This window comes from Duganella kummerowiae (assembly GCF_053572355.1).
Map to the genome: position 1 here is coordinate 251,365 of NZ_JBKFEH010000007.1, position 19,667 is coordinate 271,031.

14 protein-coding genes are annotated in these 19,667 nt (G+C 68.1%); 4 read left to right on the forward strand and 10 right to left on the reverse strand.

Annotated elements, in window-relative coordinates; translation table 11 throughout:
- Nucleotides 1-24: 24 nt before the first annotated feature.
- From ACLB1G_RS06715 to ACLB1G_RS06735, 5 genes are all read right to left on the reverse strand, one after another.
- Nucleotides 25-2,148, reverse strand: coding sequence for a hypothetical protein (locus tag ACLB1G_RS06715; protein ID WP_491626422.1), 2,124 nt, complete (start codon nt 2,146-2,148; stop codon nt 25-27).
- On the reverse strand, nt 2,145-3,533 hold the full coding sequence (locus ACLB1G_RS06720; RefSeq protein WP_491626423.1) for a glycoside hydrolase family 28 protein: 1,389 nt from the start codon (nt 3,531-3,533) through the stop codon (nt 2,145-2,147). Before ACLB1G_RS06720 ends, ACLB1G_RS06715 begins: the two co-directional genes overlap by 4 nt.
- 141 nt (nt 3,534-3,674) lie before the next feature.
- Nucleotides 3,675-5,669, reverse strand: coding sequence for a TonB-dependent receptor plug domain-containing protein (locus ACLB1G_RS06725; protein WP_491626424.1), 1,995 nt, complete (start codon nt 5,667-5,669; stop codon nt 3,675-3,677).
- A 43-nt stretch (nt 5,670-5,712) separates the two neighbouring features.
- Nucleotides 5,713-6,999, reverse strand: coding sequence for an alpha-L-rhamnosidase-related protein (locus tag ACLB1G_RS06730; protein WP_491626425.1), 1,287 nt, complete (start codon nt 6,997-6,999; stop codon nt 5,713-5,715).
- A complete protein-coding gene (locus ACLB1G_RS06735) occupies nt 6,996-8,447 on the reverse strand; it encodes a family 78 glycoside hydrolase catalytic domain (RefSeq protein ID WP_491626426.1) in 1,452 nt (483 codons plus the stop codon). Before ACLB1G_RS06735 ends, ACLB1G_RS06730 begins: the two co-directional genes overlap by 4 nt.
- Before the next feature lie 191 nt (nt 8,448-8,638).
- Here ACLB1G_RS06735 and ACLB1G_RS06740 point away from each other — a divergent pair, with 191 nt between their 5' ends.
- Nucleotides 8,639-9,895 carry a right-handed parallel beta-helix repeat-containing protein gene (locus ACLB1G_RS06740; RefSeq protein ID WP_491626427.1) on the forward strand — a complete coding sequence of 419 codons (1,257 nt, stop codon included), beginning with the start codon at nt 8,639-8,641 and terminating at the stop codon, nt 9,893-9,895.
- A gap of 127 nt (nt 9,896-10,022) precedes the next feature.
- Nucleotides 10,023-10,589: a carboxymuconolactone decarboxylase family protein gene (locus ACLB1G_RS06745; RefSeq protein WP_491626428.1), complete on the forward strand. Its 567-nt coding sequence runs from the start codon at nt 10,023-10,025 to the stop codon at nt 10,587-10,589.
- Between the two features lie 89 nt (nt 10,590-10,678).
- Here the strand turns inward: ACLB1G_RS06745 and ACLB1G_RS06750 are convergent, their stop codons facing one another.
- From ACLB1G_RS06750 to ACLB1G_RS06765, 4 genes are read right to left on the reverse strand one after another with little or no spacing between them, the layout of a single operon-like run.
- Nucleotides 10,679-13,066, reverse strand: coding sequence for a hypothetical protein (locus ACLB1G_RS06750; RefSeq protein WP_491626429.1), 2,388 nt, complete (start codon nt 13,064-13,066; stop codon nt 10,679-10,681).
- A gap of 31 nt (nt 13,067-13,097) precedes the next feature.
- Nucleotides 13,098-13,853 carry an ABC transporter permease gene (locus ACLB1G_RS06755; protein WP_491626430.1) on the reverse strand — a complete coding sequence of 252 codons (756 nt, stop codon included), beginning with the start codon at nt 13,851-13,853 and terminating at the stop codon, nt 13,098-13,100.
- The gene (locus ACLB1G_RS06760) at nt 13,850-14,881 is read right to left on the reverse strand and encodes an ABC transporter substrate-binding protein (protein ID WP_491626431.1); all 1,032 of its coding nucleotides are present in this window, start codon (nt 14,879-14,881) and stop codon (nt 13,850-13,852) included. The genes ACLB1G_RS06755 and ACLB1G_RS06760 overlap by 4 nt, the downstream gene beginning before the upstream one ends.
- Before the next feature lie 16 nt (nt 14,882-14,897).
- A complete protein-coding gene (locus tag ACLB1G_RS06765; RefSeq protein ID WP_491626432.1) occupies nt 14,898-15,674 on the reverse strand; it encodes an ABC transporter ATP-binding protein in 777 nt (258 codons plus the stop codon).
- Nucleotides 15,675-15,821: 147 nt separating this feature from the next.
- On the opposite strand from ACLB1G_RS06765, the gene ACLB1G_RS06770 reads away from it, so the two are divergent.
- The gene (locus tag ACLB1G_RS06770) at nt 15,822-16,568 is read left to right on the forward strand and encodes a GntR family transcriptional regulator (protein ID WP_491626433.1); all 747 of its coding nucleotides are present in this window, start codon (nt 15,822-15,824) and stop codon (nt 16,566-16,568) included.
- A gap of 61 nt (nt 16,569-16,629) precedes the next feature.
- On the opposite strand, the gene ACLB1G_RS06775 is transcribed toward ACLB1G_RS06770, so the two are convergent.
- Nucleotides 16,630-17,631 carry a 2-hydroxyacid dehydrogenase gene (locus ACLB1G_RS06775; protein WP_491626434.1) on the reverse strand — a complete coding sequence of 334 codons (1,002 nt, stop codon included), beginning with the start codon at nt 17,629-17,631 and terminating at the stop codon, nt 16,630-16,632.
- Between the two features lie 302 nt (nt 17,632-17,933).
- Here ACLB1G_RS06775 and ACLB1G_RS06780 point away from each other — a divergent pair, with 302 nt between their 5' ends.
- A complete protein-coding gene (locus ACLB1G_RS06780; RefSeq protein ID WP_491626435.1) occupies nt 17,934-19,646 on the forward strand; it encodes an ArnT family glycosyltransferase in 1,713 nt (570 codons plus the stop codon).
- The last annotated feature ends 21 nt before the right edge of the window (nt 19,647-19,667 follow it).

A 19,667-nucleotide genomic window follows, 5' to 3' on the forward strand; every position in this document is an offset into this window, starting at 1 on the left:
GTTGGTCGTCTGGTGGTGATGATGTCAGGGCAGCTTCTGGAAGCCTTCGGCGCGCACGGTCCAGCTGCCGTCGGCGGGGAAGCCCGGCGCCGGGCGCTCCGGCGCGCCATCCCAGCCGCCCGCCATCATGGCGACGGCGGCCAGCAGGGCGCCGTTGCCGGGCAGGTAGACCTGCAATTTGGTGTTGGGGTTGTGGCCGGCCACGGTGTAGCCGTTGTTGGGACCATCGGACTTGAGCAGCACGCCGAGCGCCAGCTGCGGTTCGTCCAGGCGCGCCGCCGTCATGGCGATCATCGGGTAGTCCCAGCCCCAGATCTTGGTTTTCCAGTCCCAGCTGGACAGCACGGCCTGCAGGGTGCGGCGCATGGTCTCGCGGTCAACGCCGTCGCCCGGCAACTGGCCCAGCGCCATCAGGAAGGAGGGATGGTCGTGGCGGGAATCGATGTTGTCCCAGGTGTCGGGATGCGATTCCAGCGCCACGTAGCGGCCATCCTTTTGCGGCAGGGCCGAGAGGTGGGTACGGCGCTGTTCCCAGTCGGCGTCGCGCACCAGGCCCAGGCGTTCGCGCCATCGCTGGGCGATTTCCAGGCCGCGCGCCCAGTAGCTCAGCTCATAGGTCGGGTTCATGCTGCTGGACTGGTCGTAGATTTCCTGCGCGATCCACAGCGGCGGACCGAGCACATAGCGCTGGCCCTGGTCTTCCCAGTGCAGCATGGAGGCCATGCCCTGCGCGGTATCGAACACCAGTTCACGGTACTTCTCCAGCGTCGCGCGGGTTGGATTGGCGCGGTACAGCAGTTCGGCCAGGTGGATGGCGTGCGGTTGGTTCCACACGATGAGCGGATTGCCGCCCGGGCTTTCGCGTCCGCCGGGACCGGTCATCTTCATCCAGCGCGCGCCCTGCAGGCCACGGCTGGCCGCCACCGCGCGCGCCACCGGCAGGGTGCGCTGGTACCATTCCAGCGTGCGCGCCAGGAATTCGGGACGGCCCCACAGGGCGAAATGGGCGGTGTGCCACCACACCATCTCGGTATGGTGCTTGCCGTACCAGGTCGAGGTGGTGAGGCCGCTCTCCGAGGCCGGCAATTCATCGCCCAGCTGGATCGCGGTCAGGTACTGGGACAGCACCACGCGCCGCTCCAGCTCAGGCGCGCGCGGGTCCTTGCTGCCGCTGAAGTCGACGGCGGCGCCGCTGCGCCAGAAACGCTCCCAGTGCGCTGCGCTGGCCTCGAACACGGTCCTGGCGTCGGCTGGCTTGGGACTGCCGTCGCGGGCGAAGGAAATGGCCAGTTCCAGGGTGTCGCCGGACTCCGGGGTGATCTCGAATACGTGGGTTTCGGGATGGGCGATGCTGAGCGCCGCCGGGCTCGATAGCGCCATGGCGTAGCGCGCCGCATCGCGGCTGTGCTCCACCAGCAGCGACTGGCCGCCTTGCGCCAGCACCCGGGTCTGGTGCGCCTCGGGGTGGGACCAGTCCAGCGGTGGGTTGTGGTGGTCGCCCATCTTGTAGCCGTAGGGCAGGGCGATACGCACCGCGATGCGGCCGCTGGCCAGCAGGGGCGAGCGGATGCGCAGGGCCAGCGTGTCGCTGTCCGGACTGACGGCGCTGCTGACGCTGACCGGCTGGCCGAGCAGCTGCACGCGGCTGTCCAGGCGGCCGCGCCACATGTCCAGGCGCTGGTCGATGGCGGCGAGGTCGGCGGCTGTCAGCGGCCTGGCGCCGGCGCCAGCCAGCACGAAGCCGATTTGCGGCAGCGGCTGGATATGCGGATTCTCGCGCAGCCACTGGCCGGCCGGGGTTTTGGTGTTGGTCGGATAGCCGACCGTGCGGCCCCAGGCCGTGTAATCGCGGTTGGCGTCGGACAGCTGGTAATGGTTGGGGTTGGCGTCTTCGTGCCAGGACCAGCGCGCCTGGGTTTCGATCGGCGTGCCTTGGCCGTGATACAGCGCGGGCAGGGTTTGCAGGCCGGTGACGTCGGCCGTGTAGGCGAAGCGTCCGTTGCCCACGCTGAGCGGCGACATGGGATCGAAGGCGCGCAGCTGCGGGTTGTGGCGCGCGACCAGGGCCTGGCGGTCTATCTGGTCCGCGCCGTGGGCGGCCGGCAGCAACGATACGAGGCAGAACAGGAAGCAACGTGGATGCATCATCCTTTATTCTCCGGTGTGCGGGTGGGGACGGTGGCGGCGGGCAGGCCGCTCACGCTGCTGGCCGGGCCCACTTCAACCGGCGCGTCCGCAGGCAGGCGCAGCGTGGTATTGGTGAAGCGCCAATCCTGGGCGTCGCGAATGTAGCCGCCGCTTTTGGCTTCGATATCGAGGCCGTCGAACTGGAAGCGTTGCAGCGGCGCGTCGGGGTAGGCGGCGACTTCGAAGGCGGTTCTGGCGCCGGTAGCCTTGACGTTCCAGACTTTCACGTCGCGGAAGTGGGCGATGCCCTGTTCCCTGGGCACCATGGTCGCCATTACCTTCCAGTGTTCCGGCACGTCCTTGGTCCCGGCCGGGATGCTGGCGTAGCTGTAGGCCGGGTTCCAGTTCATGTTGATGCGCATGACCACCGGCGTGCCGCTCATGGTGATGTCGTGCAGGCGGATGTTTTCGCCCCAGCCGCCGCGCGTGTGGGCCGACTTGAACAGGATGCCGACCGGGGTTTTCTCGTCGAAGGCCAGGCGGTAGGCCTCGATGTTGCGGAAGCCCCCCGAAGTCTCGCTGCCGAACACGATGCCGCCCTTGGAAAAGCGCACCTTGACGTCGCGGATGACCACATCCTCGGTGGGGCGGTTGACGCGCAGGCCGTCGGCGTCGCGGCCGGCCTTGAGCACCACGGCGTCATCGTTGACGGCGATGTCGGCGTTCGCCACCAGCACCTTGCGCGAGGAATCGATGTCGATGCCATCGGTGGAGGGGCCGTGGCCTTCCTCATTGTTGTCTATCCTGACCCCGTCCACCGCCACATCCTGGGAGTAGCACACATGCACGGTCCAGAAGCCGGAGCGGCGCAGCAGCAGGCCGCCGCCGACCTTGACGCCGGTGGAATCGAATACCTGCAGCAGGCGCGGGCGGCGCGCATCGTAGTCCGAGGCCCAGCGCAGGCCGCGCGGCTCGTACTGCTTGCGCAGCGCCCAGTAGTGGTCCCAGTACACCTTGCCGTCGCCGTCGATGGTGCCTTCGCCGACGATGGCGGCCTGGCTCTGACGGTAGACGTTGACCAGCGCGGCCGGCCAGCGCATCTCGATGCCGGCGATGCGGGTCGGCATCATGGGATAATCGTCTATATTGCGCGAGCCGAGCAAAGTCACGCCCTTGTCCAGCTTGAGGGTGACGCCGGATTTGACGAAAATCGAGCCAGTCAGGTAGGTCCCGGCCGGGAACACCACCGTGCCGGCTTCCCTGGCCGCCGCGTCGATGGCTTGCTGGATGGCGGCGGTATTGGTGGTGACGCCGTCGCCCCTGGCGCCATAGTCGCGCACGTTGAAATCGGCCGCCAGCGCGTTGCCGGCCATGCAGGCGCAGGCGGCGAAAATCGACAACTTCATGAAATGGTTTCCTAACCCGGCTGAAGCGCCGGTGTCTCATAAGTTTTTAATAAATTATGAACTGAGTGTAACGCCGTTCTGCTGGCCAGTGATTGATATTTCAATCAACTATCTGATCAGTGTGTGGCGCGGCCGGGAGAGTTACCAGTCGCGGCGCAGCCGCAGCATGGCAAACGGCTGGGTGCGGGTGAGGTTGTGTTCGATGAAGTCCACGCCGCCGGCCAGGCGGTCGCCGGACGAATGCAGGCGGTCGTAGCTGATCACGCGGCTGGCCAGGTTGTTCAGTTCCAGCGTCACCGTCAGCCTGGACTCGGGCCGGTAGTTGATGTAGGCGCGGGCCCAGCCGCTGCCGCTGCTGGTGTCGCGCTCGGCCACGGGCCAGCTCTCGTTGCTCCAGCCGTTATCGACTGAAAATCCCCACGCCGCCTTCTGGCGCGGCAAGTCCTGCGAGAACTCGACCCGCCAGGCCAGCGCCTGCTCGCCCGACAGCCGGCGCGTCTCCAGCGTGGTGGGATCGGTGACCGAGGAGGTGCGCCAGGTGGTCGAGAGCTTGAGCAGGCCCAGCGGCAGGGCCCAGCTGTCAGTGGGCAGGTTGAGCGCGCCGGTGACATTGCCGGCGTCGGCGTCACCGATATTCCCGGCCGCGTCGTAAGTGGCGGAGGCGGTGCGGATGGGCATGCGGTCGATCACATCGCTGATGTGCGACTGGGTGTAGCTGAGCACCGCCGAGCCGCGTTTCAGGAAGCGGTATTCGAGCGCGCCTTCGCACAGCCAGGTCCTGGCCGGCAGCAGGTCCGGGTGGCCGGCGCGCACGGCTCTGTCGGTGCTGAAGTAGGCGGCGGCGTCGCCGAGGTTGAGCTGGCTGATTTCGCGCTCCATGCGCAGGCGCAGCTGCAGCGCGGGCGAAGGCGAGAGCGCCAGGCGCAGCCGCGGCTTGGGATAGACATAGGCCCGGCCCTCCGGCTGGTCGGCCCCCGCGCTCAGGCTGGAGTGCTCCAGTTTCAGTCCCGCTTCGGCGCTCGCGCTGTCCACCTGCCACGCGGACGACAGCTGCGCTTCCAGGCGCGATTCCTGCACCCAGGCGGCGCCGCTGGGCGTGGCGGGCGCGCCGGCGCCGGGCTGCCAGGTGCTGCTGCTGTCGTTGGTGTTGAGCGCATGTTCCAGCCCGCCGCGTATCACGACGCCATCCAGGACTTGCCAGCTCAGTTGTCCCGCAACCAGCTGCTCCTCGGCGCTGGCCGTGGTCACCGTTGCCGTGGTGTTGCCGCCCGAGGTGGCGACCGCCTCCGCGCTGCTGTCGGCGCTGCGGTACAGCGCCCGCAAGTCCAGGCTGGCGCCGGGCGCCAGGTCGCGCGAGTACGACAACCCGAGTTCGCGGTTGTGGCCGCTGTTGTCATTGCTGTTCAGGGAGGGGACACCGCCATCGTAGCGCGCCTGCGACTGGTAGGCCCAGGGGCTGTAGGAGGCGTTCGCGCTCAACTGGCCGTCCAGCAGGTCCTGTCCCGCATTGAGCTTGACGGTCTTGCGTTCGGAGCCGCCCCGGGCCGCGATGTCCACCTCGGCCGGCGTGCTGTTGCCGGTGTAATGGGTGCTGCGGTGGCCGCGCGCCTGCCCGGTGTCGGGCGAGGCAGTCCATCCCAGGCCCAGGTTGACGCTCTTGTCGCCGCGTTTGAGGCTGTAGTTGCCCTCCAGGCCGGGCTGAAGCCGGCCGTCCGCCATCAGGTAGCTGGAAGCGGTGGCGGAGGCCGACACCAGGTCCATTTCCTGCAGCACGATATTGGCCACGGTGGCATGGCCCTGCATGTCCAGGCCGCCGGCGCCGCCATTGATCACATCGATGCGCAGGACGGCGGCGGCCGGAATGCGGCCCAGCGCGTCGCCCAGGGATTCGGTCCTGGAAGCCGGGCGCTTGCCGTTGATGAAGACATTGCCGGCCACCCCGCGCGAGGCGTTGCCGCCGTCGAATACGAAGCCGGGCAGGCGGGTCACCATATCCATCGCGGTCCCGGCCTGGAACTGGCTGAAGTAGCCGGGCTGGTAAGACTGCACCGGCGGCGCCTCCCCGGCGCCCGCCAGCGGGGACAGGCCCAGCGTGAGGAGCAGGGCCGCATGGCGGAGAGGGGAGGCAGGGCGCATGAACAATATTGTGCAATGAATATCGTCCGTCCGCAATCCACTTCTACATGGCTGGCTGCGTGACGGCGAAACGATAGCGTCCGGACGGTACGGCCAGCGTGGCCATGCCATCGCGCCAGCCATCCAGGCGCACCTGCGGCGCGCGGTCCAGCGGCAGGCCGGATTCGGTGATGGCGCCGGCCGTGGCGGCGGGCAGGATGATGGTGGCCGTGGTGTTGGGCGGGATCTCCACCTCCAGCAGCACCCGGTCCGCGGTACGCCGCCAGGCGGACTGGATGACGCCATGGGGGGAGTCGTAGCTGGCTTCCACGGCATCGAGGCCGGCCACCAGCGCCGGACGGATCACGATGTGCTTGAAGCCGGGCGCGCGGCTGTCTGGCTGTATGCCGGCCAGGTCGTGGAAGAACCATTCGTTGATCTGGCCCAGCATGAAGTGGTTTTGCGAGGAGCGGGCCTCGGCGTTCCAGGCTTCCGCCAGGCTGGTGGCGCCCTGGGCCAGCTGGTAGCCGTAGCCCGGGCGTTCGCTCTGGCTGGTGATGGCGTGGACGATATCGGAGCGGCCGCCGTCGGCCAGGGCGCGCAGCAGATAGCGGTAGCCTATGTCGCCCGCCGTCAGGCCACGCGCCTGGACGTCGGCCACCAGTGCCGCCAGCGTCGCGGCTTGCGCGCTGTCCGGCGCCAGTCCCAGCGACAGCGCCATCGCGTTGGCCGTCTGCGAAGCCGCCTCATAGCCGCCTTCCGGGCGCAGGTAGGCCTGGTTGAAACTGGCGCGCACGCGCGCCGCCATGGCGCCGTAGCGCCTGGCGTCCTCCGGTTTGCCGAGCAGGCTGGCCAGCCGCTCCATGATCGCCAGGTCGTCGTGATAGATGGCGGTGGCGGTGAGGTCGGTGCTGGTCAGCTGCGCGGGGCCAGGTTTTTTGGGGCCGATATCGTACCAGTCTCCCAGCGCGCCGGGGATGTGCAGCAGGCCCTGCGGCGTCAGCCTGGACTGCAGGTAATCCACGTAGCGCGCCATGCCGGCGTAGTGGGCCCTGGCCGGCCCCAGGTCGCCGGCGTACAGGTACTGCTGCCATGGCACCTGGATGTAGGCGCTGCCCCATTCGGCCGATTCACGGAACTGGGTGGGCAGCTGCATGGGGAAGGCCACGTATTCGGGCGCGATATTGGGCACCATGCCGGTCTCCTGCTGGGCATCGGCGATATCGTTCATGTTTTTCGCCAGGATGGCGTCCACCCTGAAGTTGTAGCGCAGCGCCGGACCGTTCAGGTAGTTCTGCTCCAGCCAGCCGAGTTTCTCGCGGTGCGGGCAATCGGTCAGGATGCTCATCATGTTGCTGCGCTGATGCGGTTATACAGCTCGCTGGAGCTGCGGAAGCTGCCCACGGCGGGCGCGTCGGCGTGCAGCACCCGGCCCTGTACCGACAGCAGCTGCGGCAGCTCGCCGCCCGGCCTGGCCGGGATCAGCTCCACCTGCAGGTAGCGCGCGCCGCGATAGAAAAAGGTCGGCCGCCAGTGTTCCTCGCCGGTGCCCGCCAGCGTGTATTCCCAGTAGGCGCGGCCGCCGGTCATGGTGTCGTTGATGGCGCCATCGGGCTTGAGCAGCTCGGAGCCGGTGATGCGCACCTTGTCGCCGGCCCGGCCGCGTACGGCGATAGCCGGCAGCAGGGCGGCGTTCTGCCCCAGGTCGATCACGCCCAGTCCGGGCTGCAGCCATTGCTGACGCTGCGGCGCCAGGTTCTCGTGCAGGCGGATCGGCAGGGCGGCCGCCGACAGGCCGCGCAGGCGTCCGGCGGGCGCTGCGGCCAGCCTGGCCGGCTCCCAGCCCGCCGCCGCAAAGCCGGGGGCATCCCATCCTGCCTGCACGCGGCGCGCATCGATGTCTTCGCCGCCATAGACGTTGGAATAGGTGATGGGCGACGGGCCGGCCTGCCAGCTGCCGTCGCTGACCACCCATTCGGAGTGGCCGTCGCGGTAGTCCAGCTGCAGCAGCAGGATGGCTTTCTGAGGCTGCGCCGGGCTGTGGAACTTGTTGTAGCGCGCCGGCGTCTTCTCCACGCTGTACATGCCGTTGCCCAGCACCAGCGCGATGGTGTTGGCGCCGGTGTGCAGCAGCCCGGTCAGGTCATGGCTGTCGTACAGCACGGTCTTGCCGTAATGGGTCCAGCCGGGCGTGAGCATGGCGTCGCCGGCCTGGGCGCCGTTGGCGCGCAGCTCGTACAGGCCCAGGCCGCTGACGTGGGCGGTGGCGCGCAGCAGTCCCGCGCTTGCCGTGAAGTCCTTGCGCAGCAGGGCCGATTGCGCCATGCCGTCGCCGTAGCCTATCCAGGCCGCGCCGCGCCAGTCCTGCGGGTCCAGGACCCCCATGGCCCACTGCGCAGGTTCGCTCCAGGCGCCGGCCTGGCCTGCCTGGTCCCAGCTGCGCACTTTCCAGTACACGGCCTGCGACGAGCGCAGCGGCTTGCCACGGTATGCGATCTGGCGGGTCTGGCCGGAGCTCACCTTGCCGCTGTCCCACAGGTCGCCGGCGCCGCTGGCCAGCCTGGCGGGCGAGCTGGCCACCAGGATGCGGTAGGCGCTCTGCCGCACGTCGCGCTGGCCGCTGGCGGCCAGGCGCCAGTCCAGCAGGGGATGGGGGTTGTCCACGCCCTCTGCTTGCTGCCGCCCCTCGGCCTGCAGGCCGACAGGGCGCAGCACGACGGCCCAGGCAGTGTTGGTGTAAAGTTGCACGGATAGCAGATAGAGCAGGGCGCACAGGCGCAGCAGCAATTGGTGGCGCATAGCTGGAGTGGCAGGTTGAATCCTGCATGATGCCGCGCCCGGCCCCGCGTGTGCGGCCTGGACGGAAAATTCTCACTGCCTTGACAATCGCAGGCCGTTTCGCTCAAGGCCGTGATTATTCGGACGGCGCCAGGCCGGGCGCCTGGGCGCTCATCTAGAATTTCGCGGTCCACCATGCCCTCGATCCGACCATGTCCCACCTGAAGCACCTGCTGGCCATCGTGCTGGCCTGCGGCGGCGCCGCCCGAGCCGCCACCTACTACGTCGCTCCCAACGGCGACGACAGCGCCGCCGGCACCATGGCGGCCCCCTGGAAATCCATAGTCCGCGCCCAGCAGGCCGCCGCGCCTGGCGACACGGTCTACCTGCGCGGCGGCAGCTATAACATCGCCCAGGCCACCTCGGAGTGCGCCAGCCACACGGCCGTGGTCAGCGGCGTGGACCTGAACAAGAGCGGCGCCGAGGGCCAGCCCATACGCTATTGGGCTTATCCGGGCGAAAAGCCCAGGTTCGATTTCCATGAGATGAAAAACGATTGCCGCGTCAAGGGCTTCAACGTGACCGCCAGCTGGCTGCACCTGAAAGGCCTGGAAGTGACGGGCGCCCCGCAGCAGCCGGAGAACCGCCTCAACCACGAATCCTGGGGCGTATGGAACAGCGGCAGCCACAATATCTTCGAATTGCTGGACCTGCACCACAACATGGGGCCCGGGCTGTTCATCAAGGATGGCAGCTACAACCTGGTGCTGAACTCGGACTCGCACCATAACTACGATCCCTACACCTCCAATGGCGCCGGGCAGAGCGCGGACGGCTTCGGCGCCCACATCCGCGCCAACCAGCCCGGCAACGTGTTCCGTGGCTGCCGCGCCTGGGCCAATACCGACGACGGCTTCGACCTGATCAACGCCTATACGCCGGTGACCATCGAATACTCGTGGGCCTGGCAGCACGGCTACCTGCCCGGCACCCACGACCCGCTCCCGGCCGGCAATGGTAACGGCATCAAGGCCGGCGGCTATGGCGGCAAGTATGCGGGTAACGCCGTCAAGCACATCGTGCGCTACTCGGTGGCCTTCGATAACAAGGTCAACGGCTTCTATGCCAACCACCACCCGCTGACCATCGATTTCTACAACAACACGGCCTTCCACAACGGGACCGACTTCAACATGCTGGGCATAGCGCCCGATGGCGCGCCGGTCAACCTTGGCACGCTGCGCAACAATATCGCGCTGCAGCCCAGGTCCAGGCTGAAGATCGATGGCGCTGATTCGGCGTCCAACGCCTGGGACCTGCCGGCCGCCGTGACCGAGGCGGATTTTGAGCGCGTTTCGGACCAGGGCTGGGATGCGCCGCGCCAGGCCGACGGCAGCCTGCCGGAAATCCCCAACCTGCGCCCGCGCAAGGGCAGTCCGCTGGCCGGGATGGGCGCTTTCGCGCGCTGATCTGCGTTCCGGACTAGCCAACTGGACGCCAAGCTCATCCGTAAGCTGCCAGAATGGGACCGGGGCGAGACAGGGTCCCGGCACCCGATGGCTCGCCTCGCCATTCATCCCATCCATGCGAGGACATATGCGGCTACCACTGATACCCCCCGGCGAACTCACGGCTGAACAGAAATCCCTGTACGACGATATGCGCAAGGGCATAGCGGGCAATTTCAACGCGTTCAAGGTCGAACGCGAGGATGGGGCACTGATGGGCCCCTGGAATCCCTGGCTGCACGAGCCGGGCATAGGCAAGGCGATCTGGGACCTGACCCTGGCCATGACGGCCAACGCGGCCCTGCCCGATAATGTGCGCCAGATCGCCATCCTGGTGGTGGGCGCCCGCTATAACGCGGCGTACGAGCTGTACGCGCACGTCGCCGTGGCCGAGAAGGAGGGCATGCCGGCCGAGCGCCTGGCGGCGCTGGTGGCGGGGCTCAAGCCCACCGATTTGTCGGCGCAGGAAAATGCCGCCTTCGACTTCAGCTACGCCCTGTGCCGGGGCGGCACGCTGCCGGAACCCTTGTACCGGCTGGCCGTGGCCACCTTCGGCCAGAAGGGGACCAATGAGTTGATCTACCTGGTTGGGCTGTATGCGCTGGTGTCGACCACGCTCAACGGCTTCAACGTTCCGGTGCCCGAGCGCGAATAGGCGCGGCGCAATGCGCTGGGCGATACGCCATGGCGCCACGTCCATGGCCTTCGCGCCCAGCGTACTGGACGCCCCCTTCCAGGATCACCTTATGCGAACCGGATGAACATCGCCGACGACCATATCTTGCTGTCGTTGCGCTGGCGGGCGTGCAGGTAGACCGGGCGGTGGCCGAAGGGAGCGTTGTCCGGCGCCACCTGCAGGCTGCCCGACAGCGATACCGGCAGCGGCCGTTCGGTCAGCCGTTCCAGCGCCAGGAACAGCTCGGTGCCGCCCAGCTCCAGCCGCACACCGCCTTCGTCCAGCAGCTGCTGGCCGCTGATCTTCCAGCTGAATTCCGGCGCGTGCACGTAGGGATTGCGCTTGAGCGGATCGCCGACTTTCACGTAGCTGTCGATGGTGCCCTCGACCAGGATGGTGGCGTGCCGCAGGTTGCTGACGTCGATCTCGACGCTGTCGGCGTCGCCATAGGTGTCGCTGCGGAAGCCGATGCCGGTCGGGCCGTCGCGCCAGCTGACCTCCTCGGCGTGCTCGAAGCCGTGCGAGGAGTAGCGGTTGATGGTGCCGTTCAGGATGGTGATGCGGCCGCGCCACGAGGCCCAGCGGTAGCGGTCCGGCACGCGCGCGCCGCCCCAGCGCAGCCGGATCAGGCGCTCGGAATAGCCGAGTTCCTGGTGCAGCTTGCGCTGCCAGATCAAGCCGCTGTGGTCGTAGGCTGAGATTTCCTCCCAGCCGGCGTCGCCCAGCAGTTCGTACTCCAGCGTGGCCGGACCATGCTGCGTGAATTCGTCGCCCTGGATGTGAGCGCCGCTGCGCACCAGCAGCGCCGTGTGTTCGCCGGTGGTGGCCCAGGTGTGGCGCGCGCGCAGGGCGCGGCCTATGGTGCGGCGGTCCAGCTGTTGCGCGATCACGCCGGTCAGCCCGCCATGGACCCCGAACACCTGCGTGCCCGGCGGCCCGCCGCCCGGACGGCCACGGTGCTCGTCGCCGCTGGCCGCCACGCCCATCTTGTAGCCGCGCGCGATCACATCCTGGTACAGCCAGCCGAAATGGCCCCAGCTGGACGCGATCTCCACCAGCCGCTCCAGTTCCGGATGATGCCAGTCCGGAATGTAGCGCCGTCCGCCCACATGCGGCATGATCAGGTGGTCGTCGGCCTCGTCCACGTAGGCGCCCCACAGTTCTTCCACCGGCCAGCGGCCCAATTCGACCGAGCTGCCTTTCATGTCCTCGTTCCAGACGAAGGTGCGGTTATGTTCGCCCTTGCGGTTATAGGGGAAGCCGGGCGCCTGGTCGCCCAGGAACACCACGTTATGGTCGCCGCCCGCCGTCGAGCTGCCGCACCATTCCTGCACCGGATAACAGACGAAGCGGCCCGGCTGGTTGAATTGCTCCACCGTGTCCACCCCCAGCTGCCAGTTGGCGTCGGTGATCTGGAAGTCGTTGGCGGTGTAGCCCAGCACGTCGATGCCGCCAATGTCGCGCGCATAGGCGGCGTTGTAGGCCGGGCTGTTGGTGCCCACGGTGTCGCCGGCGTGCACGTGCAGGTCGGCGAAGTAGGAGCGCGGCGCGGGATAGTGGGCGCCGATGTTGATGTACCCCTCGGCCGCGGGCACGCCGCGCTGGTCCGGCAGGCTGGCCACGATGCGCAGTTCGCCCTCGCGCGCGGGCAGGTCGTCCACGCCTATGCTGGCCCAGCCGGTGGCGGGCAGGGCATGGCGGCGTTCGTAGACTTGTTCCTCGCCCTGCCAGGCGCTCAGCAGGACGTCGCCGGGACGGTCTTGCGACACATTGCCCCAGCGGTCCTGCGCCGTGATGCGCAGCGGCAGCGCGCTACCCGGGCGGGCGTAGCGCGGTGCGCTGAGCAGCAGCCGGGCCGGGGCGCCGGCCGCCATGTCGATCACCACGTCGCCCGGCACGGCAATGAAGCGCGAGGTGCCGAGGGGGTCGACGTAGCAGCGGAAGCGGAAGTTATCCTCCACGAAGGTCTGCACCCGCGTGCCCGGCCCGCCGCCACGGCGGTCGCCGATGCGGATGATGATGTGGTCGCCCGCGTTCAGGTAGCCGTCCACCACGTCGACGATGATGGCTTTCTGGAATGGACGCTCGTGGCCCTTCTGGTCGAAGCGCACACTCAGCGACTGCACCGTGGCCGGACTCTGGCCAGGCGCCAGCCTGCCGGCCTGGTACTCGGCCGAGAGGTAGTTGGCGGCGGCCGGATCGCTGGTCTGGAACAGCGCCCAGTCGGAATAGAACTTGAAGGTGGCCTTGAACCAGCCGCCGTCGGCCAGCCCGCCCGCGCCGACTTCGTAATCGAGAACGATCTCGTTCCAGCTGCCGGTTTCCAGCCGGGTGACATTGCAGCTGACCCGGCCCGCGAACGGCAGCGCCTTGTTTTGTTCGTACAGGCCTTGCGGCGCGTGGTGGGGGCCCAGCTTTTCGCGCAGGGCGGCGTATTGTGCTGAAATGGTGTTCATGTTGAGGTTGGAGGAAATTCAGATAAAAAGGTCAGATGTGGCGCCAGGCGCGGTAATGGTTTTCCAGGCGGCGGAAGATGAAATGCTCGGCCAGCCAGGCAAAGGCGCCGATCAGGGTGATGCCGAACAGGACCTGGCTGCTGTTGCCGGTCTGGCCGCCCATGGACACCATCCAGCCTATGCCGCGCGAGGCGCCTATCATTTCGGCCGCGACCAGCGCGCGCCAGGCCTGGCTGAAGCCGACCCGCAGCGCGGTGGTCAGGGCCGGCAACGATGCCGGCAGGTAGACGTGGGCCAGCAGCTGCGCGCGGCTGGCGCCCAGGATGCGGGCCGCGCGCACCTCGCCCTGGCGTATGCCCTGCACCCCGGTCTGCAAGGTCAGCGCCATCGGGAACACGGCGGCGATGAAGATCACGGCAATGATGGCCGGGGCGCCCAGGCCGAACACGATCATGGTCAGCGGCGCCCAGGCCACCGGCGGGATGGACATGAACAGGTTGTTGAGCGGCGTGGCGAAATCGCGGAAACCGGTGCTCAGGCCGCTGGCCACGCCCAATATCGCGGCCACGATGACGGCGGCGCCAAAGCCCAGCACTTCCTCGAACAGGCTGGCGCCGAGGTGCTGCCACAGGCGTCCGCCGGCCAGCCAGCGCCAGCCTTCGGCCGCCACTTCCCACGGCGGCGGCAGGATGTAGGATGGGAAGCGGCTGGCCACCACAGTCCAGGCCAGCAACAGGAAGGGCAGGGCGGCCCAGCTCCAGCCGGATTGCAGCGCGGCCGGCTTCATGGGCGGCGCCCGCCGGCTTGCGGCTGCCCCTGCGCCGCGCGCTGCTGCCACGACAGGTCGACCACTTCGCTGGCCTTGAGCGGCCGGTTCAGGTAGCCCAGCGCCTGGGCGTCATTCATCTGGCGCTGGATGAATTGCAGGTCGGACGGCGCGATCTGGTCCGACCAGCCCAGGCGCTTGCGCGCTTCGCGCACCACGGCTTCCGGCGCGATGCTCTTGCCGTCGGCGGTCTTGATGGCCGCGATGTTGAAGGCGTCGGCGATGATGCGGTCGGCGTCGTCCGGGTGTTCGTTGAGGAAGCGGATCGCCTTGCGGTGGGCGCGCAGCACTTTCACCACGTCGTCCGGGCGGCCAGCCAGGGTGCGCGGCACGGCCATCAGCACGTACCACGGATAGCGCGGGATATGCTGGTTCACATCCAGCACCAGGCGCGCGCTGCCGCGCAGCAGGGCTTCGGAGACGAACGGCTCCCAGCTGAAGGCAGCGTCGGTCACGCCGCGCTCCAGCGCCGCATTCATGTTCCCGACCGGCATATTGACCACTTGCAGGTCGCGCTCCGCATCCAGCTTGCCGATGTCGCGCAGGATGGCGCCGCGCAGCAGCACATCCATGCCGCTGCCGCGCGCCACCCCGGCCACCTTCCTGCCGCGCAAATCGGCCAGCGACTTGACCGGTGCGGCGCTGCCGGCGATCAGCGCGGCCTGGCCATAATTGACCTTGGCCAGGATGCGGCTTTGCAGTCCGCGCGCATACCACTGGAACACCGGCACCGCGCCGATGTAGGCCATGTCCAGCTCGCCGGCCGACAGGGCCTGCTGCACCACCGGGCCGTCGCCGAAAGACTTGAGTTCCACCTTCAGGCCTTCCTCGCTGTAGTAGCCCTTCTTGTCGGCGATCAGGGCCGGCGCGTTGGCCATGGCGTACACCCAGCCTATGCGCAGGGCAGGGGTGTCGGCATGGGCGCTGGCGGGCAGCGCGAGGATGGCGGCTGCGGCCAGGCGCAGCAGGGCAAGGGTTGCTCGTTTCATGATAGGTCTTTCCGGTTCAGGTGGTGGTGGCGAGCGTGATCTGGTCCATCAGGCCGCTGGCGTATTCGGCAAAGCGCGGCAGCTTGCGGGCCTGGTGGTAGCCGCGCGGACGCGGCAGGGCGATGTCCACCTCAGCCAGCACCCCGGCGGGGGCGGCGCCCAGCACGATGACGCGGTCGGCCAGGAACACGGCTTCGTCGATGTCGTGGGTGATGAAGACGATGGTCTGTCCCAGCGTGGACCAGATGCGCAGCAGTTCTTCATTGAGCGCGGCGCGGGTGATGGCGTCCAGCGCGGAAAACGGTTCATCCATCAGCAGCACGCCCGGCTCCATCGCCAGGGCGCGCGCGATCGCCACGCGCTGCTGCATGCCGCCCGACAGTTCGTGCGGCAGCCGGGCGGCGGCATGCGCCATGCCGACCAGGTCCAGGTAGTGCAGGGCGCGTTCGCGCTGCGACCGGGTATCGGCGGCGCCCGCCATGCGCAGGCCGAAGCGCACGTTTTCCAGGGCGCTCAGCCAGGGGAACAGGTGCGGCGACTGGAACACGTAGCCCAGTTGCGGCATTTCCGGCGCCACGGCCACGCCGTCGACCCGCACCGTGCCACGGCTGGGCGCGTGGAAGCCGGCAAGCAGGTTGAGCAGGGTGGACTTGCCGCAGCCGGAGGGCCCCAGCAGCGCGACGAATTCACCGGGCGCGGCCTGGAACGAGAAATCGCGGAACACGGTGTGTCCGCCGGGGTGGCTGAAACTGATACTGTCGACTGACAGGCGCGGTATCTGCTGCGGTTGCATGGGCTGGCCATATCTCGGGTGGTATGAGCTTGTTATAATACGTATTAAGATGAGTTGGCCGAACTAAGCAATCCGTATATCGATATCCAGTTTCTGCGCATCAGCCCGCAAACAAGCCTACCAACAAGCCTACAAGCAAGCCCTAACATGAGCACCAGCACCCTGGAACGCAAGAACGTCACCGCCCTGTACCAGCAGATCGCCACCCGCCTGCGCGAGGAGGCCATGAATGGCGTCTATGAACCGTCCGGCAAGCTGCCGTCCGAGGCGCAGCTGTGCCAGCGCTTCGGCGTCAGCCGCATCACGGTGCGGCAAGCCATGGACCAGCTGGCCGGGGAGGGCACGGTGGAGCGCAAGCAGGGCAAGGGTACCTATGTGGCCGGACGGCGCGTGCGCCACGGCCTGGACGCGCTGCGCAGCTTCCACGATTCGCTGCTGCAGCAGGGACTGAAGCCGGAGATGCGGCTGCTGTCGCTGGATCCGGCGGCGGTGCCCGAGCATCTGCAGGGCCGTTTCAGCGGCGGTGATGGCGGCTGCGTGCTGCTGCGCCGCCTGCATCTGGTGGAGGGCCGTCCGATCGCGCTGGGCGCCAGCCACCTGCCGCGCGCCATCGCAGCGCTGCCTGCCGGCGAGGTGGCGCACACGCCGAACTACGCGCTGCTGGCCGCCCTGGACGGCAAGGGCGTGGCGCAGGCCGAAATCGCCATCCGCGCCGAGGCGGCGTCCGCCGGGGTGGCGCGTATCCTGAAGGTCAAGAGCGGCAGCCCGCTGCTGGTGATGACGCGCACTTCCTCCTACCCGAACGGCGAGTGCTGCGACTTCTCCACTTTCCACATTTGCCCGGACCGCTACGAGTTCTTCGCCAGCTGCACCTTCCAGGTGGCGAACCAGTAAGCCGTTTCAACATGAGCGGTGCGAGGCGGCGTAACGGCGCCAGGGGCACGTTGAACGGGGTCTAAGGCGGCGGGATGCGGTTGGCCAGCGGCTCGCCGCGTTCGAAGGCCGTGATGCTGTCCACGGTGGTGCGCATGATCTGGCCGATGGCTTCCAGCGTGAAGAATGCCTGGTGGCCGGTGACGATCACATTGGGGAAGGACACCAGGCGCTGGATCACGTCGTCGCAGATGACGGTGGAGGACAGGTCCTGGAAGAACAGCGCCGCCTCCTGCTCGTAGACGTCGATGGCCAGGCCGCCCAGCTGGCCGGTCTTGAGCGCCGCGATGGCGGCCTCGGTGTCGATCAGTCCGCCGCGGCTGGTGTTGACCAGGATGCTGCCGCGCTTGGCGCGCGCCAGCGAGGCCGCGTTGACGATGTGGCGGGTCTCGCTGGTCAGCGGGCAGTGCAGCGAGACCACGTCGCTGCAAGCCAGGAGTTCCTCCACCGCCACGTAGCGTCCGCCCAGTGCTGCAAAGGCGGGCGAGGGATGGCTGTCATGGCCGAGCACGGTGCAGCCGAAGCCGGCCATGATGCGCGCAAAGATGCTGCCTATCTTGCCGGTGCCGATCACGCCCACGGTCTTGCCGTGCAGGTCGAAGCCCATCAGGCCGTCGAGGTCGAAATTGCCGTCGCGCGTGCGCACGCTGGCGCGCACGATCTTGCGGTTCACCGCCAGCAGCAGCCCGACCGCGAATTCCGCCACCGAGTGCGGCGAATAGTCGGTCACGCGCACCACGGCGATGCCATGGCGTGCGGCGGCGGCCGCGTCGATCTGGTTGTAGCCGGTCGAGCGGGTGGCCACCAGGCGCACCCCCAGCCCGGCCAGGATGGCCAGGGTGCCGGCGTCCACCGTGTCGTTGACGAACACGCAGACCGCCTCGCAGCCGGCCGCCAGCGGCGCACTGGCCGCCGTCAGGCGGTCTTCCAGGAAGCGCAGCTCGTGGCCGGCGCCGGCCTCGCTGTTGGCGCGCGCCAGCATGGTCTTGTCATAGCGTCTGGCGCTGAATACGGCGGTTTTCATGGCGATTCCGGTGGCGTGTCATATGTCATAGCCGACATAATGACATGAAACGTGCCTTTTCAATCAAGCGCACCGCTGGCGCCCATTCGCAGCGGCCAGCCCGTTCAGCAGCATGTGTAGTCCTCCGTGGCACAGGGTTGCAACATTTCCGTGCTTTGCATGCGACATGCATGTAAAATAGTCTCATTGCTTAACGGAAATTATCGCCGGCGCCCAATCAGCGCGCCCGCGACCTGTTCCGACTGACTGCAAGTACCGCAGCCCCGCTTTGCTGCCCATCCTTCCCTTATTCCGGATAAACGATGTCGAGCGCAAACACGGGCAGCCTGCGGCTGCCGCATACCCTGCAATTCACACGATCCGCCACACCGGCCGCCTGGGCCTGCGGCGCCATCGCCCTGGTGTACATCTTTGCCGGCCTGTGCGGCCACGATCCCTGGAAGGCCGACGAGGCCTATGTGTTCGGCGTCATCCACCACATGCTGGAGAGCGGCGACTGGGTGGTCCCCACCTTGGCCGGCGAGCCCTTCATGGAAAAGCCGCCGCTGTTCTACTGGGTTGCCACGGTCTTTGCCCGGCTGCTGTCGGGCGTGTTGCCGCTGCACGACGGCGCGCGGCTGGCGTCCGGCATGTTCATGCTGACCGCCTGCGGCGCCACCGCCGCCACGGCGCGCCGCTGGTGGGGGCAGGGCACGGGCCGCTATGCGGCGCTGGCCCTGCTGGCCTGCCTGGGCTCGCTGGAACAAAGTCATTTGATGATGCCCGACATCCCGCTGCTGGCCAGTTTCGCGCTGGCGGCGCTGGGGACCACCTGGATCCTGGAGCATCCAGCCCGTGGCGGCGTACTGATCGGCCTGGGCTGGGGCATGGGCTTCCTGTCCAAGGGGCTGCTGGGGCCGGCCGTGATGGGCGCCACCGCGCTGCTGCTGCCGCTGTGTTTTGCCCACTGGCGCCGGCGCGCCTACTGGCGCGGGCTGGCCATTGCCGCCCTGGTCAGCCTGCCGTGGTGTGTGGTGTGGCCGGTATGCCTGTACCTGCGCTCGCCGCAGCTGTTCATGGACTGGTTCTGGATGAATAACGTGGGCCGCTTCCTCGGCTTCTCGGTGCCGCAGCTGCGCACCGAGCACGCGCCGTGGTTCTGGACCCGGACCCTGCCCTGGTTCACCTTCCCGGCCGCGCCCCTCGCCCTGTGGACGCTGTGGCGCATGCGCCGCACGGCGCTGGCCACGCCGGCCGTGCAGTATGCGCTGGTGGCGTCGGCCGTGCTGCTGCTGGTGCTGGCGACTTCCTCGTCGGCGCGCTGCGTGTATGCCTGGCCGCTGCTGGTGCCGCTGGCGCTGCTGGCCGCGCGTGGCGCGCAGCAGCTGCCCCGGGCGGTGGACGCGGCCTTTTGCGCGCTGGGCCTGGCCGTGTTCGGATCGCTGGCGGCGGCCGTGGTGGTGGCCTGGCTGTTGATGATGGCGACCGGCATGCCGCCGGCCTGGCCGCAACTGCTGCGCCTGCTGCCGGTCGAGTTCGTCCCTTACTTCGACGCCGCCCATGCGACGGCGGCGCTGCTGCTGGCGGCCGGCGCGGTGGCCGTGCTGCGCCTGCTGTGGGCGCTGCCGGCACGCGGCCTGACGGTGTGGGCGCTGGGCATCACGCTCAGCTGGTCGCTGCTGACCACGCTGTGGATGCCGTGGCTGGACTTTGCCAAGAGCTACCGGGGCGTGTTTGCCGCCATGCCCATTCCGCCGGCCACCACTTGCCTGTCCAGCATCAACCTGGGCGAGGGCGAACGCGCCATGCTGCGCTACGTCACCGGCCGCAATCCGGTGCGGCGCGAGGTGGCGCCGGACGCGCCCTGCAGCGCGCTGCTGGTCCAGCGCGAGGCCGCCCATGGCGAACCGGAGATCGATACGGCGCAATGGCGCGAAGTGTGGCGCGGTTCGCGTCCCGGCGTGACCAACGAGCGTTTCTGGCTGTTCGAGCGGCGCAGCAAGGTTGCAAGCAAGGTCGTGTTATCTGGTTTGTGAATGCTGGACATGCCAAATCTA